Genomic DNA, 16763 nt, shown 5'->3' on the forward strand with positions numbered 1-16763 from the left:
ACGTAATTACGTATGTTGGCAATCATGGAACTGGAAGAACGGGTCGCCGCGCTGGAACGCCGGCTCGCCGCCCTAGAGCAGGCGGACCGCGCGGCTCCCCGGCTGGGCGAGGGCGACTTCTGGGCGCTGGAGGGCCTCAAGGAGCAGCTCGCCGAGGCCGGCGCGCAGAGCGGGGGAGTGCTGTTCACCGGGGCCGTGCGGCTGCCGACGCAGGAGCAGTACGAATGGCAGTACGGCCTGCTGAGTGAGCAGCTGCTCGACGGCGACTGGTCGGACGCCGCGGACTCCTTCGCCGCTCTCGGCCATGCCGTACGGCTCCGCCTGCTGCGCGAGATCCTCGGCGGCCGGCGCACCGCGGCCGAGCTCACCGAGCTCGAAGGCCTCGGCACGACCGGCCAGATCTACCACCACCTGCGCCAGCTGACCGCCGCGGGCTGGCTGCACACCGCGAGCCGTGGCCGCTACGAGGTGCCGGGAGCGCGGGTGGTGCCCCTGCTGGTCGCGCTCGCCGCGGCCCGCCCGTAGGTCCCCTGTCCGATTCCAGGAACCGCCCGACCACCCCGATCGCCACGAGAGGTGATGACGATGTCCGTCCAGAAGCTGCTGATGGTGACCCAGCGGGTCTGCTGGGTCGTCTTCTTCGCGCTGGTTGTCACGAGCCTCGTCACGGAGCTGCCCTTCTCCCCGCACTGGGTCTGGCTGCCCGGCGCTCTCGCTCTCGCCATCGTCGTGGAGCTGAGCCGCCGCGCGCGCGGCGTCCACGCCCACCGGCCGCCCGCCGTCGAGGTGGAGGCCCCGGTCGCGGGCCGGTGGTCCGCGCTCAACAGCCCGGCGGACAAGGTGCCGAGCCACGGGGTCCACGGCTACGGGCAGACGTACGCCATCGACATCGTCGCGGAGCCCGAGAAGGGTGCGCGCCCCGCGTTCGCCTGGCTCTGGCCGCTCGCCCGTCGCAACAGCGCCTTCCCGGCCTTCGGCGCACCGCTGTTCGCGGTCGCCGACGCCACCGTCGTGCACGCCTCGGACGGACGGCGCGACCATCTGAGCCGCAACTCCCTCGTGATGCTGGTCTACATGCTGCTCGTCGAGGCGAGCGTGCGGGACATCGGCGGTGCCTCCTGGGTCGTGGGCAACCACATCGTCCTGGACCTGGGCGACGGCACCTATGCGATGTACGCCCACGTCCAGCGCGGTTCGCTGAGCGTCCGCGCGGGCGACACCGTCCGGGCCGGGCAGCAGATCGCCCGCTGCGGGAACTCCGGCAACTCCAGCGAGCCGCACGTCCACTTCCAGCTGATGGACGGGACGGACCTGGACACCGCCCGGGGCGTCCCGTTCGCGTGGCGGGCCATCGGCGTCCCGCGCAACGGCGAGACGTTCACGGCCGGGTCCACGGAGGACTCCTCGCAGGCCGTCTCCCCGGACCCTTCGCAGGCCACTTTCCCGGCCGGAGAAACAGCCCTGCCGACGCACCGCGATTGATTACCCTCGGGCCATGCCACCAGCCAGAAAGCGCACCCGCAGCTACGACCCCGGCAAGATCCGTACGGCCGTGCTGACCCAGTTCGGCCACGTACGCGACGGGGTGTCGAAGCTCACGCCGGAGCAGCAGGAGCTGCCCACCCGGCTGGGGGACTGGACGGTGCGCGAGCTGGCCGCCCATCTGTCCATGGCCGTCGCCGTCGTCGCCCGCAACCTCGCCCTGCCGGAGCCCGCGCGGCAGGAAGTCGCCCTGCTGGAATGGCCGTTCGCCACGGCATCGGCCGCCGGTCAGGTCGACGAGGACGTCCGCGCACTGGTGGCCGGCGCCACCACCGACGAGCTGTACGAGCACGCGGCCACCCGTATCGAGGAGGCGCTTGCGGGGGTCCCCGACGACCGGCTGATCCCGACCCGGTTCGGAGCCATGCGCCTCGGCGACTTCCTCGTCACACGGACCGTCGAACTCGTCGTCCACACCGACGACCTGAACGACGCGGCCGGGACGGCGATCCCGTACGACCGGCAGGCGCTCGCCGCCTGCACCCGGCTCCTGGCCGACGCGCTCGCCGTGAAGGCGCCCGGGGGCTCGGTCGAGGTCCGGGTGCCGCCCTACGCGGTCGTCCAGTGCGTCGAGGGCCCCCGGCACACCCGGGGCACCCCGCCCAATGTCGTCGAGACCGACCCGCTGACCTGGATCAGGCTCGCCACCGGACGCACCGGCTGGGCCGAGGCACTCGATGCCGCGAAGGTGAGCGCCAGCGGCGAGCGGGCCGACCTCGCCGCGCTGCTGCCGGTGCTCGGCTGAGCCGGGCCGGCACGCCCACCCGGCGTACGGGCAGGCACGCCCGCCCGGCGTACGGGCGGGAACCGGAGCGCGGTGTGCTCCGTCACATCGGTATGCGTAACCAGCTGAGCATTCCTGTCACTGCCCTGGCCCTCCTCGCGCTCGCAGCCTGCGGCACGGAATCGGGATCCGGTTCCGGGTCGGGCGGCGACGGGGGCGGATCGGTCACGACCGACCTGCCCCTGACCGGCGTGCACTGGACCGTCGACAGCGTCACCGTCGACGGCAAGAAGTCGGCTGCCCCGAACGGCGCGCATGTCGAGATCACCGACAAGGGCCGCGCCCAGGGCAACTACGGCTGCAACCAGTTCGGCGCCGCCGTGAAGGTCGAGGGCGACACCGTCACCGTCGGCAAGGGCGAGATGACCGAGATGGGCTGCGCCGAGGACATCCAGGGCTTCGAGGAGGCGATGAAGGACGCCTTCACCGGGAAGCTCAAGGCCAAGCTCGTCGACAAGAACCTCACCCTGACCACCCCGAAGGGTGACTCGATCACCCTGACCTCCGAGCCGGCCGCACCCCTCGCGGGCACCAAGTGGACGGTGAACTCGCTGCTCACGGGCGATGTCGCGACGTCCCTGCCGGCCGGCACCGAGAAGAACGCCTATTTCACCCTCGCCAAGGACGGCTCCGTACGCGGCAGCCTCGGCTGCAACACCTTCAGCAGCACGGCGAAGGTCTCCGGCTCGACGATCACCTTCGACCGCCTGGCCAGCACCCGGAAGATGTGCGCCGGCACCGCGGGCACGGTGGAGAACCACATGCGCAAGGCGCTCGAGGGAAAGGTGACGTTCAACCTTCAGCACCGCGGTCTCACCCTCACCGCGGCGAATGGAAAAGGCATCTCCGCGAACGCCACCACCGGGTGACCGTGCGGTCACCGAGAGACCCGGGTAGTCCCCAATTCGGACCAGTGGTCGATCTCGCCTACACTCGGTGCCGTGCCACGTGGTGACGGTCGACTCAGTCATGATCTTCTCCCCGGTGAGAAAGGCCCCCAGGACGCTTGTGGCGTCTTCGGTGTCTGGGCTCCGGGCGAAGAGGTCGCAAAGCTCACTTACTTCGGGCTCTACGCCCTTCAGCATCGAGGTCAGGAATCCGCGGGAATCGCGGTGAGCAACGGCTCCCAGATCCTCGTCTTCAAGGACATGGGCCTCGTTTCGCAGGTCTTCGACGAGACGTCCCTCGGATCTCTGCGGGGACACATCGCGGTCGGTCACGCCCGCTACTCGACGACCGGCGCCTCCGTGTGGGAGAACGCGCAGCCGACATTCCGGGCCACGGCCCACGGCTCCATCGCGCTCGGCCACAACGGCAACCTGGTCAACACCGCCGAGCTCGCCGGGCTCGTCGCCGATCTGCCCCGGCAGGACGGACGCTCCACCCAGGTCGCGGCGACCAACGACACCGACCTCGTCACCGCGCTCCTCGCGGGCCAGGTCGACGACGACGGCAAGCCGCTGACCATCGAGGAAGCCGCCGCCAGGATCCTCCCCGACGTCAAGGGCGCCTTCTCGCTCGTCTTCATGGACGAGGGCACCCTGTACGCCGCCCGGGACCCGCAGGGCATCCGCCCGCTCGTCCTCGGCAGGCTCGACCGCGGCTGGGTTGTCGCGAGCGAGTCCGCGGCCCTCGACATCTGCGGCGCGAGCTACGTCCGCGAGATCGAGCCGGGCGAGCTCATCGCCATCGACGAGAACGGTCTCCGCACCCAGCGATTCGCGGAAGCGAAGCCCAAGGGCTGTGTCTTCGAGTACGTCTACCTGGCGCGCCCCGACACCGACATCGCCGGCCGGAACGTCTACCTCTCCCGTGTGGAGATGGGCCGGAAACTCGCCAAGGAAGCGCCCGTCGACGCGGACCTGGTGATAGCGACGCCGGAGTCCGGCACCCCCGCCGCCATCGGCTACGCCGAGGCCAGCGGCATCCCCTACGGCTCCGGCCTGGTGAAGAACGCCTATGTGGGCCGCACCTTCATCCAGCCCTCACAGACCATTCGCCAATTGGGCATCCGCCTCAAGCTGAACCCCCTCAAGGAAGTCATCCGGGGCAAGCGCCTGGTGGTCGTGGACGACTCGATCGTCCGCGGCAACACCCAGCGCGCCCTGGTCAAGATGCTCCGCGAGGCCGGCGCCGCCGAGGTCCACATCCGGATCTCGTCCCCGCCGGTGAAGTGGCCCTGCTTCTTCGGCATCGACTTCGCCACCCGCGCGGAGCTCATCGCCAACGGCATGACGGTCGACGAGATCGCCACCTCGATGGGTGCCGACTCGCTCTCCTACATCTCCATCGACGGCATGATCGAGGCCACGACCATCGACAAGCCGAACCTCTGCCGCGCCTGCTTCGACGGCGAGTACCCGATGGACCTCCCCGACCCCGAGCTGCTCGGCAAGCAGCTTCTGGAGACCGAGCTTGCGGGCGGCGCCGACGCCGCCGACGCGCTCCGTCGCCCGTGAGACCCCGCTCAACGACACGAAAGTTCTCCGGCAATGTCTGCTGAATCTTCCGAGCGTGCCCTGCACGCGGGCACCGGTGCCAGCTACGCGGCCGCGGGTGTCGACATCGAGGCCGGCGACCGCGCCGTCGAGCTGATGAAGGAGTGGGTGAAGAAGACCCAGCGCCCCGAGACGGCGGGCCTGGGCGGCCTCGGCGGATTCGCCGGCCTCTTCGACGCCTCCGCCCTCAAGCGCTACGAGCGTCCGCTGCTCGCCTCCGCCACGGACGGCGTCGGCACCAAGGTCGATCTCGCCCGGAAGATGGGCGTGTACGACACGATCGGCCACGACCTCGTCGGCATGGTCGTCGACGACCTCGTCGTCTGCGGCGCCGAGCCGCTGTTCATGACCGACTACATCTGCGTCGGCAAGGTCCACCCCGAGCGGGTCGCCGCCATCGTCAAGGGCATCGCCGAAGGCTGTGTGCTGGCCGGCTGCGCCCTGGTCGGCGGTGAGACGGCCGAGCACCCCGGTCTGCTGGGCGAGGACGACTTCGACGTCGCCGGCGCCGGCACCGGAGTGGTGGAGGCCGACCGGGTGCTGGGCCCGGATCGTATCCGTAAGGGTGACGCGGTGATCGCCATGGCGTCGTCGGGCCTTCACTCGAACGGGTACTCGCTCGTCCGCCATGTCCTTTTCGACCGGGCGAACATGTCGCTGGACCAGCAGGTCGAGGAGTTCGGCCGCACGCTCGGCGAGGAACTGCTGGAGCCCACGAAGATCTACTCGCTGGACTGCCTGGCCCTCACCCGGACCACCGAGGTGCACGCCTTCAGCCACGTCACCGGCGGCGGGCTCGCCAACAACCTGGCCCGCGTCGTGCCCGACGACCTGCACGCGATCGTCGACCGGTCGACCTGGACGCCGGGTCCGGTCTTCGACCTCGTCGGCACGGCCGGCCAAGTCGAGCGGCTGGAGCTGGAGAAGACGCTGAACATGGGCGTGGGCATGATCGCCGTCGTCCCCGAGGCATCGGTGGGCGCGGCGCTGACCACGCTCGCGGACCGCGGTGTGGACGCCTGGGTGACCGGAGAGATCACCGAGCGCGGCGACCGGACCACCGGGGCGGAGCTCACCGGCGACTACGCGAGCTGAACAGCACAGAACCCGGTCCGGGGCGGGCCCCGGACCGGGTCGGTGGTGACGACGTCAAGCGCCGCGGCGCTGTGACGACGGGCCGGACTCTTCGTCCTCGTCCTCGTCGTCGTTGTACAGATCCGCGTACCGTGCGTACGGGTCGTCTTCCTCGTCGTCGTCCTCGAACGGCTCGCTGTTCGGCGGCTGGCTCGAAATCGGACTCGGAGTGGAAGCGCCCAGCTCGTTGGCCAGACGCGACAGGTCAGTCCCGCCGCTGTTGTACTTCAGCTGGCGGGCGACCTTTGTCTGCTTGGCCTTGGCCCGGCCGCGCCCCATGGCTCGACCCCCTCGGTGACGGGGCTCGACGGCCCCAGAGTCTTGACACGCGTTCATGAGTCGGAACGGGCTCTCCGTGGAGAGACCGGTCCGTAGAGCTTCAACGGTACCTGCTTCCGCGGCCATACGGTACGCCGCCCGCATGAGGTGCCACTTCACAGGACCCGCGAGGAGCCCCGTCCTCGCTGGTCAACTGCGATTTTAACCTCTTCTTGGCGGTCGACCCGCCGACCGGGGTGAGTCTTGTCTCCCGATACGGCGGGCCGGCGTCCGTGCGGTCAGCTCCGGCGGGCGTCCGCCATGCGCTGCTCGGCGATCCGGTCGGCCGCGGCGGCCGGCGGAATGCCGTCCTCCTTCGCACGTGCGAATATTGCCAGCGTGGTGTCGAAGATCTTCGACGCCTTGGCCTTGCAACGGTCGAAGTCGAAGCCGTGGAGCTCGTCGGCGACCTGGATCACTCCGCCGGCGTTCACCACGTAGTCGGGCGCGTAGAGGATGCCGCGGTCCGCGAGGTCCTTCTCGACGCCCGGGTGGGCGAGCTGGTTGTTGGCCGCTCCGCAGACCACCGTGGCGGTCAGTGCGGGGACGGAGCCGTCGTTCAGCGCGCCGCCCAGCGCACAGGGCGCGTAGACGTCCAGGCCCTCCGAGCGGATCAGCGTGTCGGTGTCCGCGACGGCGGTGACCTGCGGGTGCTTGTCGCGGATACGGCGTACGGACTCCTCGCGGACATCCGTGATGACGACCTCGGCGCCGTCCTCGATCAGATGCCCCACGAGGTGGTGGCCGACCTTGCCGACGCCGGCGATGCCGACCCGGCGGCCGCGCAGCGAGGGCTCGCCCCACAGGTGCTGGGCGGAGGCGCGCATGCCCTGGAAGACGCCGTAGGCGGTGAGGACGGAGGAGTCCCCCGCGCCGCCGTTCTCGGGGGAGCGGCCGGTGGCCCAGCGGGTCTCGCGGGCGACGACGTCCATGTCGGCGACGTAGGTGCCGACGTCGCAGGCGGTGACGTAGCGGCCGCCGAGGGAGTCGACGAACCGGCCGTACGCCAGCAGGAGCTCCTCGCTCTTGAGGGTCTCGGGGTCACCGATGATGACCGCCTTGCCGCCGCCGTGGTCGAGACCGGCCATGGCGTTCTTGTACGACATCCCGCGGGAGAGGTTCAGCGCGTCGGCGACGGCCTCCGCCTCCGAGGCGTACGGGTAGAAGCGGGTGCCGCCCAGGCCGGGGCCCAGGGCGGTCGAGTGGAGGGCGATGACGGCCTTGAGGCCGGAGGCGCGGTCCTGGCACAGCACGACTTGCTCGTGGCCGCCCTGGTCCGACCGGAACAGGGTGTGCAGGACATCGACGGGGACGGGCGCGCCGGTCAGATCGGTCACTGTGGTGACTCCCAAGTACGAAGCGGCGGATGTGGAGGACCCCCTTGGGGTCTCCCCGTCGCTTGTGGCAGGGGAAGGGGTGGGGAGGTCCGGTTGGGCACGAGGGTAAGTCCTACGTCAGGGTAGATCCGACGCAGTGCCGAGGATCACCCCCTGGCGGAGTACGGGCGTGGAAGGATTCGCGACATGCCAGCGCTGTCCTCGGTCCCCGTTCCCTACGCGGCCTACCTGCGGGTCTACGAACCGCTGGCGGCCTTCCCGGACGCGGAGCGGGCCCACTGGACCCGTTACGCCAAGCGGGAGAGCACCCCCACGGCGCAGGACGAACTGCGGCGCTCACTGGCGGACTTGCTGCCCACCCCGCCCGTCCCGGTGCCCGTCCACGAGAGCGGCGACGCCTTCGTCACGGAGATCGACGGTGTGGTCTGTGTCTGCCCCTGGCGGACCCGGCTGCGCGGCTGGCTGGCGCTGGAGGAGCTGACCGAGCAGTTGCCGGCGGCACTGCTGGACGCGGCGCTTCCGCCGGTCGTGCGCGGACAGGCAGCGGCCGACTACGAGCAGTGGCGGGAGCGGAACCCGGATGCCCGGCCGTGGATCAGGACCGCGGTGTGGCAGGTGCCGGTGCGCTGGTTCGCGCTGTTCTCGGACGAGGAGCGCGTCTACGAGCCGGCCGGGCCCGAGGCGGCCGTGCTGCGCTACCGCACGCCGATGGTCCAGGCGCGGCGCCGGGTGGCCCGCTCGCTGCGGACGCTGCGGGAGTCGGCAGACGGCGGTCTGCTGACCGACGGGCTGGTGGACGTCGGGAAGTGGCTGGAGGAGTTCCACCCGCGCTCCCTGGTCGAGCTGGACTACGGCGGCCTGGTGCACGCGCTCGGTGGAGCGCACCTCGAGGAGGACCGTTCGGCGGCGGATCTGGCCGCGGGGATCACGGCGCTGGGGGCCGGCGACAGTGACGGCGCGAGCGCGGCGTACGCCCGTCTCGTAGAGCGCTGGCGGGCCGTGAGGGACCTTCAGTTCGCAAACTGATCGATTCTGGGGATCGATGAGATCGCCGAGCCCCTCCGTCCAGGACGTAGGTCCCGATCCGGGCCTTTGTCTCAAGCGTGACGGACTGCACTAACTGGGCCCTTGCGCCTATCGCCTACCCTCGTGTCAAAATAGGACAAGGAGTCCGGGGAGGACTCCTTCCGTCCAACTTCAGGCGGATTTCTCGGTATTGCGCTCTATGGGGGGTCTGGTGACTCCTGATCGCTCTGTGACTGATCGTCACTGTGGCGTGACTGTCCGTTATGGCATGGTCCATCGGCTTCCGCCACTGATGAACACCTCAGAGGGCAATTCCGTCGGTTTGGCCGACGTGGCTGGACAGATGGTGTAGTTGTAGTGCCGAGGACAAGCCGTTCGTCCTATAACCGACTCGGCCCGCGTCCGCCATTTCGGGCAACGCGGGTCAAGGTGCAGAATTTAGAGGAAAGAACCGAGAAGGTTCGGTTCTCCCGAGGAGGCCGCTCATGACCGCTCGCACCCCTGATGCCGAGCCGCTGCTGACCCCGGCAGAGGTTGCCACGATGTTCCGCGTGGACCCGAAGACGGTCACCCGCTGGGCGAAGGCAGGCAAGCTCACGTCCATCCGAACTCTCGGTGGACATCGCCGGTACCGCGAGGCTGAGGTCCGCGCACTGCTTGCGGGTATCCCGCAGCAGCGCAGCGAGGCCTGAAAGCCCCGTTGAAACGGGCGTATTCGGGACCCCCATCCCGGTAAGCCCACCCATAGCTCCACATGACGGGCTCTGCCCCAACAGACTTCGTCATCGATCGCGCTGGACTCCGCCGGGTCCAGCGCGATCTTTTTTGTGCGCTTCTTCGGGCGCCGGCATCGCCCCTGCACAGGGCGCTCCCGGAGAGCGCGGGAGACCCTTTGGGGGCAGTGCAATGGCACATATTAAATTGGTCGGTTGTAGGGAGGGGTTAAGGAGGGGGGTTCTGAAAACCCACGCGGTGACTCCCGTCACACTGCACGACTCTTGCCAACTCCCCGCCGCACGCCCCCGGAACGGGCCGCAACCCGCCCGACGTCACGCGTCGGCGGTGCCTCCGCTCTCCGCGCCGACGGGAGTTGCGGCCGGCTGGGGAGCCTCGGAGGTCCGGCGAGACCCGGACCCCTCGGATGTCTCGGAGGCCTCGGGCGTCCCGGACGCCACGGGCGGGCGGAGGCCGGCGGGTTCGTTGTCCGCCGACGGTTCCATGGCGAGCCTCAGGAGGCGATGACAGATGGGGCAGTTGCGCGTCAGATGCCGATAGCCGGAAGCCGCCGCCAGATGGGCTCGCAGAAGTGCCCTCGTCTCGTGCCGCCTCGCCGTGGACGCCGCCATGCACGTCACCTCCGGTGTGTGCCGTCCCCGCCCTCGCCCGCTCGTCCGTCTCGTCCGCCGTGTCCGGACGGCAGGCCGGCGAAGGGCCCCTAGTCAGTGGGTACCGGCGGCGGATGGCGTCGTCAAGACGGCGAGAACGACGAAGGCCCCGCACCGTGATGGTGCGGGGCCTTCGTCGTCTGTGCGGTCCTGACGGGATTTGAACCCGCGGCCTCCACCTTGACAGGGTGGCGAGCACTCCAAACTGCTCCACAGGACCAGGTTTTGCAGCTCCGAATCGTGCGCTGTGCTGCGAGAAGAGACTCTACAGCAGGCCGGGCCCGGCGGTCGAACTCACGGTGAGCGACGGCCTTGTCACGGCGATCGCCACGGGGTTCGTCACGGCGATCGCCCCAGGGTCCGTCACGGCGCGGCCGCGTCGATCGCCTTCACGATCCGCTTGTCGGAGACCGGGTACGCGGTGCCCAGGGCGTGGGCGAAGTAGCTCACCCGCAGCTCCTCGATCATCCAGCGGATGTCCAGGACCTCCTGCGGCACCGGCCGTCCCTGGGGCAGCTGCTCCAGGAGCCACGCGTACTCGTCCCGCATGTCGTGGACCTTCTCCATGCGCGTGGTGTCGCGCTGCACCGACGTCGGCATCTGCTGGAGCCTGCGGTCCACGGCGACCAGATACCGCATCAGGTCCGGAAGACGGCGCAGACCGGTGAGGGTCACGAAGCCCGCCGGCATCAGGGCCGCCAGCTGGGTCCGTACGTCCTGGACGTTGGCGGCGAGGGTCGGGCTCTTCGTGTCCTTCAGCCGGCGTTCGCACGCCTGCCAGGCAGCCAGGATCTGCTGCACCTGGCCCACCGTCCGTACGGTCGCGTCCACGAGGTCGGCACGCACCTTGTCGTAGAGTTTCCGGTACGACTCCTCGTCCCACGCCGGTCCGCCGTGGTCCGCGACCAGCTTGTCCGCGGCGGCGGTGGCGCAGTCGTCGAACAGGGCCTGCACCGAACCGTGCGGATTGCCCGACAGAGCGAGCTTCTGCTGGTTGCTCAGCTTGTCCGAGGCGAACTTGGCGGGGTTGACCGGGATGTTGAGCAGGATCAGCTTCCGCGTGCCCCGCCACATCGCCTGCTGCTGCTCCGCCTCGGTGTCGAAGAGGCGTACGGCGACGCTGTCCCCCTCGTCGACGAGCGCGGGATACGCCTTCACCGGCTGGCCCGCGCGCCGGGTCTCGAAGACCTTCGTCAGCGTCCCGATCGTCCAGTCCGTCAGACCGGTGCGCTCCAGGGACTCGCCCGACCCCGAGGGGCCCGCCGTGGCGGCCGCTGCCGCCTTGGAGAGCGCCTGCCGGGCCTTCGGCTTCAGCTGGAGCTTCAACGCCTCCAGGTCCTTGTCCTCGGCCAGCTTGCGGCGGCGCTCGTCGACGATCCGGAACGTGATCTTCAAGTGGTCCGGGACCCGGGTGAGATCGAAGTCCTCGGCGCCGACCGGCACCCCCACCATGCGCTTGAGCTCACGCGCCAGCGTCACGGGCAGCGGCTCCTGAAGGGGCACGGCCCTCTCCAGGAACGCCTTCGCGTAGTTCGGCGCGGGAACGTAGTGGCGGCGGACCGGTTTCGGCAGGGAGCGGATCAGCTCGATGACGACCTCTTCGCGCAGGCCCGGGATCTGCCAGTCGAAGCCCTCGTCCGTGACCTGGTTGAGCACCTGGAGGGGGATGTGGACGGTCACACCGTCGGCGTCGGCCCCGGGCTCGAACTGGTACGTCACCCGGAACTTCAGCGGACCCTGCCGCCAGGAGTCCGGATAGTCGTCCTTCGTGACCCCCGCGGCCTTCTCGTTGATGAGCATCTCGCGCTCGAAGTCGAGGAGTTCGGGCTCCTCGCGCTTCTTGTGCTTCCACCACGAGTCGAAGTGCGCGCCGGACACCACGTGTTCGGGGATGCGCTGGTCGTAGAAGTCGAACAGCGTCTCGTCGTCCACGAGGATGTCGCGCCGGCGGGCCCGGTGCTCGAGCTCCTCGACCTCGGTCAGCAGCTTGCGGTTGTCCGCGAAGAACTTGTGGTGCGTGCGCCAGTCGCCCTCGACCAGGGCGTTGCGGATGAACAGGTCGCGGGAGGTCTCCGGGTCGATGCGCCCGTAGTTGACCTTCCGCTGGGCGACGATCGGCACGCCGTACAGCGTGACCTTCTCGAACGCCATCACGGCCGCCTGGTCCTTCTCCCAGTGCGGCTCGCTGTAGGTGCGCTTGAGCAGATGCTGCGCGAGCGGTTCGATCCACTCCGGTTCGACCTTGGCGTTGACCCGCGCCCACAGCCGGGACGTCTCCACCAGCTCGGCCGACATCACGAACCGCGGCGGCTTCTTGAACAGCGCCGAGCCGGGGAAGACCGCGAACTTGGCGCCGCGCGCACCCAGGTACTCGTTCTTGTTGTCGGTGTCCTTGAGGCCGATGTGCGACAGCAGGCCGGCCAGCAGCGAGATGTGGACGCTGGTCTCGGGCGCGTCGTCCTCGTTCACCTCGATGCCCATGGACTTGGTGACCTGGCGCAGCTGGGCGTAGATGTCCTGCCATTCGCGGATGCGCAGGAAGTTCAGATACTCCTGCTTGCACATCCGGCGGAAGCTGGAGGAGCCGCGCTCCTTCTGCTGCTCGCGGACATAGCGCCAGAGATTGAGGAAGGCGAGGAAGTCGGACGTCTCGTCCTTGAAGCGCGCGTGCTGCTGATCGGCCTGCGTCTGCTTCTCGGCGGGTCGCTCGCGCGGGTCCTGGATGGAGAGCGCGGCCGCGATCACCATGACCTCGCGTACGCAGCCGTTCTTCTCGGCCTCCACGACCATCCGGGCCAGCCGCGGGTCCACGGGCAGCTGCGAGAGCTTGCGGCCGAGCTGGGTCAGCTTCTTCTTCGGGTCCTTCTGGGCGGGGTCGAACGCGCCCAGTTCCTGGAGAAGCTGCACACCGTCGCGGATGTTGCGGTGGTCCGGCGGGTCGATGAAGGGGAACTTCTCGATGTCCCCGAGGCCGGCGGCGGTCATCTGGAGGATGACGGAGGCCAGGTTGGTCCGCAGGATCTCGGCGTCGGTGAACTCGGGACGGGACTCGAAGTCGTCCTCGGAGTACAGCCGGATGCAGATGCCGTCGGAGGTACGGCCGCAACGGCCCTTGCGCTGGTTGGCGCTGGCCTGGCTGACCGCCTCGATCGGCAGCCGCTGGACCTTGGTGCGATGGCTGTAGCGGGAGATACGGGCGGTGCCCGGGTCGATCACGTACTTGATGCCGGGGACGGTCAGCGAGGTCTCGGCGACGTTCGTGGCGAGCACGATCCGGCGGCCGGTGTGCGGCTGGAAGACGCGGTGCTGCTCGGCGTGCGAGAGCCGCGCGTAGAGGGGGAGCACCTCGGTGAATCGGTACTGCTTCTTGTTGAGCGCGTCCGCGGTGTCGCGGATCTCCCGCTCACCGGAGAGGAAGACGAGGATGTCGCCCTTGCCCTCGCCCTGGAGCTCCTCGACGGCGTCCGTGATCGCGGTGATCTGGTCGCGGTCGCTGTCGTCACCCTCTTCCTCGAGAAGGGGCTGATAGCGCACCTCGACCGGGTACGTACGCCCGCTGACCTCGACGATCGGGGCGTCCCCGAAGTGGCGCGAGAACCGCTCCGGGTCGATGGTCGCGGAGGTGATGACGACCTTGAGATCGGGGCGCTTGGGCAGCAGCTGGGCGAGATAGCCGAGCAGGAAGTCGATGTTGAGGGACCGCTCGTGGGCCTCGTCGATGATGATCGTGTCGTACGCGCGCAGCTCGCGGTCCGTCTGGATCTCCGCGAGGAGGATGCCGTCCGTCATCAGCTTGACGAAGGTGTTGCCGCTGACCTGGTCCGTGAAGCGGACCTTCCAGCCGACGGCCTCGCCGAGCGGCGTGTTCAGCTCCTCGGCGACCCGTTCCGCGACCGTCCGGGCGGCGATCCGTCTCGGCTGCGTATGGCCGATCATGCCGCGCACGCCCCGGCCGAGCTCCATACAGATCTTGGGGATCTGCGTCGTCTTTCCCGAGCCGGTCTCGCCCGCGACGATCACGACCTGGTGGTCCCGTATCGCCTCCAGGATCTCGTCCCGCTTCTGGCTGACGGGCAGCTGCTCGGGGTACGTGATCGCGGGCATGCGCTCCGCGCGCCGGGCGGTGCGGGCAGCGGACTGCTCGGCCTCGGCGGCGATCTCGTCCAGCACGGCCTGCCGCGCCTCGGGCTTACGGATGCGGCGGGCGCCTTCGAGACGACGGCCCAGCCGGTGGGCGTCGCGCAGCGATGCCCCGGCCAGGAGGGTCTGAAGGTCGGCGAAGGAAGTAGACATACGGATCCCAGGATCGCACCCCCGGGAAAGCACTGGCGAACGCATTTCGCCCACAAGCTGGTGCAGTATGGAGCAGATCCGTTCACCTCCCCACGAAGGGCCGCACGTTCATGCCCATCGGCCGCCACCGCCGGTACCGCTCCGCGGTGACCGCGACCGCGTTGCTGGGCATGCTCTTCGCGCTGCTCCTGTGCTCCCCGTCGTACGCGAACCCCGCCGACGACGTGATCGTGGTGACCGCGCAGGGGCAGGCGCCCGGATGCGGCAAGGGGGCGCCGGACGGGGACCGGGGGGCGCATCCCGCGACCCCGCCGCGCGGCTCGGCGGCGTACGAACTGCTGCCGGCGCCGCATGACGCGCCCTGCTTCACGGGCCCGGTCCTGACCGCCGCGACCCCGGTCATCACTCCCGACCGGGCCCCGCCGCCACCCGCCCCGCCCACCCCGGTGGATCTGTCCGTCCTGCGCGTCTAGAAGGCGACGGGCCGCTCGCGCGTGTCCGTTCACGGCGTCCTTCTCGCTGTTTCTTCTCGCTCAGGAGTACCGAACCACCATGCCTTCCTCCCCCTCTGCCCGATCGTCCCGGCCCTCCGGCACGACCGTCGCCATCGCCGCGGGTGTGCTCGTCGCCGCGCTGCTGCTCGGCTTCGCCTCGTACACCGCCACCCGACCTCAGTCGCCCTCGAAATCCGGCCCCGCCGCCGAGGTGTCCGCAGAACCGGGCGCCGGCACCTATCCCGAACTGGTGAAACTCGCCCGCCGCGACGCCGGTGACCCCCTCGCCATGGGCCGCGCGGACGCGCCCGTCGTGATGGTCGAGTACGCCGACTTCAAGTGCGGCTACTGCGGCAAGTTCGCCCGCGACACCGAACCGGCGCTGGTGAAGAAGTACGTCGACGCGGGTGTCCTGCGCATCGAGTGGCGCAACTTCCCGATCTTCGGCGCGGAGTCCGAGTCCGCCGCACGCGCCGCCTGGGCGGCCGGACAGCAGGGCCGGTTCTGGCAGTTCCACGCCGCCGCGTACGCCGAGGGCGCCAAGGAGAAGGGCTTCACCGGCGACCGGCTGGAGGCGCTGGCGCGCGAGGCCGGGGTGAAGGACCTCGCCCGCTTCGGCCGCGACGTGGACAGCGCCGCCGCGAAGAAGGCGGTGAAGAAGGACCAGGACGAGGCGTACGGTCTCGGCGCCACCTCGACGCCGTCCTTCCTGATCAACGGCCGGCCGATCGCGGGCGCGCAGTCGGAGCGGACGTTCACCGAGGCGGTCGACGCGGCGGCGAAGGCCGCCCGATGACCGACCTCGGCTATCTGGCCGCCTTCCTCGGCGGCCTGCTCGCTCTGGTGAGTCCGTGCAGCGCACTGCTGCTCCCGGCGTTCTTCGCGTACTCCCTCGACTCGGCCGGCAGGCTGCTTGCCCGCACCGCGATCTTCTACGCGGGTCTGGCCACCACCCTCGTCCCGCTCGGCGCCGCCGGCTCGCTGGCGGGCCGCTTCTTCTACGGCAACCGCGATCTGCTGGTCACCACCGGCGGCTGGCTGATCATCGTGCTGGGTCTCGCCCAGATCCTCGGCCTCGGATTCGCCTCCCGCCGGATGGCCGCGCTCTCGGGCCGCATCCGCCCGACGACGGCCCTCCCGGTCTACGCCCTGGGCCTGGTCTACGGCCTCGCCGGCTTCTGCGCGGGCCCGATCCTCGGCAGCGTGCTGACGGTGTCGGCCCTCAGCGGCAGCCCGGCCTACGGCGGACTGCTCCTCGCGGTCTACGCCGCGGGCATGGCGGTCCCGCTGTTCCTGCTCGCCCTGCTGTGGGACCGCTACGACCTGGGCAGCAGGCGCTGGCTCCGCGGCCGCGCACTGACCATCGGCCGCCTGCACCTGCACACCACCTCGCTGGCGTCGGGCCTGTTCTTCGTCGTCCTCGGCACGCTGTTCCTGCTCTTCGACGGCGCGACGGCCCTGCCGGGCCTGCTGTCGGTCGACGACTCGTTCGCCGCGGAACAGTGGGCGGGCGACGTGGGCAGGGCGGTCCCGGACTGGGCCCTGCTGATCGCGGTGGTCGCGGTCGCGGCGGTGGTGCTGGGGGTACGGGGGTGGCGGAGGCGGGAGGAGGCGTAGGGGAACGACGAAGGCCCCGATCCGGGGATCGGGGCCTTCGGGTGGTGGCTGGGGCCGGGGTCGAACCGGCGACCTATCGCTTTTCAGGCGATCGCTCGTACCAACTGAGCTACCCAGCCACGCGATCACTCGCGTGACCACAGCGGTCCTGACGGGATTTGAACCCGCGGCCTCCACCTTGACAGGGTGGCGAGCACTCCAAACTGCTCCACAGGACCAAGCAATGTGCGAGACAAGTCTCGCACAGGGTGATGCGTGCCCCCAACGGGATTCGAACCCGTGCTACCGCCTTGAAAGGGCGGCGTCCTGGGCCACTAGACGATGAGGGCTAAAGG

Annotated in this window: 15 protein-coding genes and 4 tRNA genes; 11 read left to right on the forward strand and 8 right to left on the reverse strand. The window is 69.7% G+C overall.

What is annotated here, in order from left to right; translation table 11 throughout:
* The first annotated feature begins 24 nt into the window (after positions 1-24).
* The 6 genes from RPQ07_RS19605 to purM all read left to right on the forward strand — a co-directional run bounded on the left by RPQ07_RS19605 (position 25) and on the right by purM (position 5919).
* Positions 25-525, forward strand: a complete 501-nt coding sequence (locus RPQ07_RS19605; RefSeq protein ID WP_313945464.1) for an ArsR/SmtB family transcription factor — start codon at positions 25-27, stop codon at positions 523-525.
* 60 nt (positions 526-585) lie between these two features.
* A complete protein-coding gene (locus RPQ07_RS19610; RefSeq protein ID WP_313945465.1) occupies positions 586-1482 on the forward strand; it encodes a M23 family metallopeptidase in 897 nt (298 codons plus the stop codon).
* Positions 1483-1495: 13 nt separating this feature from the next.
* A complete protein-coding gene (locus RPQ07_RS19615) occupies positions 1496-2287 on the forward strand; it encodes a maleylpyruvate isomerase family mycothiol-dependent enzyme (RefSeq protein WP_313945466.1) in 792 nt (263 codons plus the stop codon).
* Between the two features lie 92 nt (positions 2288-2379).
* Complete coding sequence (locus RPQ07_RS19620; RefSeq protein ID WP_313948951.1) at positions 2380-3195, forward strand: META domain-containing protein; 816 nt, start codon at positions 2380-2382, stop codon at positions 3193-3195.
* 72 nt (positions 3196-3267) lie between these two features.
* Complete coding sequence (gene purF, locus RPQ07_RS19625; protein WP_313945467.1) at positions 3268-4785, forward strand: amidophosphoribosyltransferase; 1518 nt, start codon at positions 3268-3270, stop codon at positions 4783-4785.
* Positions 4786-4818: 33 nt separating this feature from the next.
* Positions 4819-5919, forward strand: a complete 1101-nt coding sequence (purM, locus tag RPQ07_RS19630) for a phosphoribosylformylglycinamidine cyclo-ligase (protein ID WP_413777753.1) — start codon at positions 4819-4821, stop codon at positions 5917-5919.
* A gap of 54 nt (positions 5920-5973) precedes the next feature.
* On the opposite strand, the gene RPQ07_RS19635 is transcribed toward purM, so the two are convergent.
* Positions 5974-6237, reverse strand: a complete 264-nt coding sequence (locus RPQ07_RS19635; protein ID WP_313945468.1) for a DUF3073 domain-containing protein — start codon at positions 6235-6237, stop codon at positions 5974-5976.
* Positions 6238-6515: 278 nt separating this feature from the next.
* Positions 6516-7613 carry a Leu/Phe/Val dehydrogenase gene (locus RPQ07_RS19640; protein ID WP_313945469.1) on the reverse strand — a complete coding sequence of 366 codons (1098 nt, stop codon included), beginning with the start codon at positions 7611-7613 and terminating at the stop codon, positions 6516-6518.
* 186 nt (positions 7614-7799) lie between these two features.
* On the opposite strand from RPQ07_RS19640, the gene RPQ07_RS19645 reads away from it, so the two are divergent.
* Both RPQ07_RS19645 and bldC read left to right on the forward strand, forming a co-directional pair.
* The gene (locus RPQ07_RS19645; RefSeq protein ID WP_313945470.1) at positions 7800-8639 is read left to right on the forward strand and encodes a hypothetical protein; all 840 of its coding nucleotides are present in this window, start codon (positions 7800-7802) and stop codon (positions 8637-8639) included.
* Positions 8640-9124: 485 nt separating this feature from the next.
* On the forward strand, positions 9125-9331 hold the full coding sequence (bldC, locus tag RPQ07_RS19650; protein ID WP_003949541.1) for a developmental transcriptional regulator BldC: 207 nt from the start codon (positions 9125-9127) through the stop codon (positions 9329-9331).
* A 357-nt stretch (positions 9332-9688) separates the two neighbouring features.
* Here the strand turns inward: bldC and RPQ07_RS19655 are convergent, their stop codons facing one another.
* The 3 genes from RPQ07_RS19655 to hrpA form a co-directional block, all read right to left on the reverse strand.
* The gene (locus tag RPQ07_RS19655) at positions 9689-9985 is read right to left on the reverse strand and encodes a DUF6274 family protein (protein ID WP_313945471.1); all 297 of its coding nucleotides are present in this window, start codon (positions 9983-9985) and stop codon (positions 9689-9691) included.
* Between the two features lie 184 nt (positions 9986-10169).
* Positions 10170-10244, reverse strand: a tRNA-Asp gene (locus RPQ07_RS19660).
* Between the two features lie 143 nt (positions 10245-10387).
* Positions 10388-14317 (reverse strand): ATP-dependent RNA helicase HrpA, encoded by a 3930-nt coding sequence (gene hrpA, locus RPQ07_RS19665; RefSeq protein ID WP_313945472.1) that lies wholly within the window; start codon positions 14315-14317, stop codon positions 10388-10390.
* Positions 14318-14427: 110 nt separating this feature from the next.
* Here hrpA and RPQ07_RS19670 point away from each other — a divergent pair, with 110 nt between their 5' ends.
* From RPQ07_RS19670 to RPQ07_RS19680, 3 genes are all read left to right on the forward strand, one after another.
* A complete protein-coding gene (locus RPQ07_RS19670) occupies positions 14428-14790 on the forward strand; it encodes a hypothetical protein (protein ID WP_313945473.1) in 363 nt (120 codons plus the stop codon).
* Between the two features lie 79 nt (positions 14791-14869).
* Positions 14870-15607, forward strand: coding sequence for a DsbA family protein (locus RPQ07_RS19675; RefSeq protein ID WP_313945474.1), 738 nt, complete (start codon positions 14870-14872; stop codon positions 15605-15607).
* On the forward strand, positions 15604-16428 hold the full coding sequence (locus tag RPQ07_RS19680) for a cytochrome c biogenesis CcdA family protein (RefSeq protein ID WP_313945475.1): 825 nt from the start codon (positions 15604-15606) through the stop codon (positions 16426-16428). Before RPQ07_RS19675 ends, RPQ07_RS19680 begins: the two co-directional genes overlap by 4 nt.
* Before the next feature lie 42 nt (positions 16429-16470).
* Here RPQ07_RS19680 and RPQ07_RS19685 read toward each other — a convergent pair.
* The 3 genes from RPQ07_RS19685 to RPQ07_RS19695 all read right to left on the reverse strand — a co-directional run bounded on the left by RPQ07_RS19685 (position 16471) and on the right by RPQ07_RS19695 (position 16757).
* Positions 16471-16547, reverse strand: a tRNA-Phe gene (locus RPQ07_RS19685).
* Between the two features lie 24 nt (positions 16548-16571).
* Positions 16572-16646 (reverse strand) — tRNA-Asp (locus RPQ07_RS19690).
* 38 nt (positions 16647-16684) lie between these two features.
* Positions 16685-16757: transfer RNA gene (locus RPQ07_RS19695), tRNA-Glu, on the reverse strand.
* Between the last annotated feature and the right edge of the window lie 6 nt (positions 16758-16763).

Source organism: Streptomyces sp. AM8-1-1, assembly GCF_032229325.1.
Lineage (GTDB): Bacteria > Actinomycetota > Actinomycetes > Streptomycetales > Streptomycetaceae > Streptomyces > Streptomyces achmelvichensis.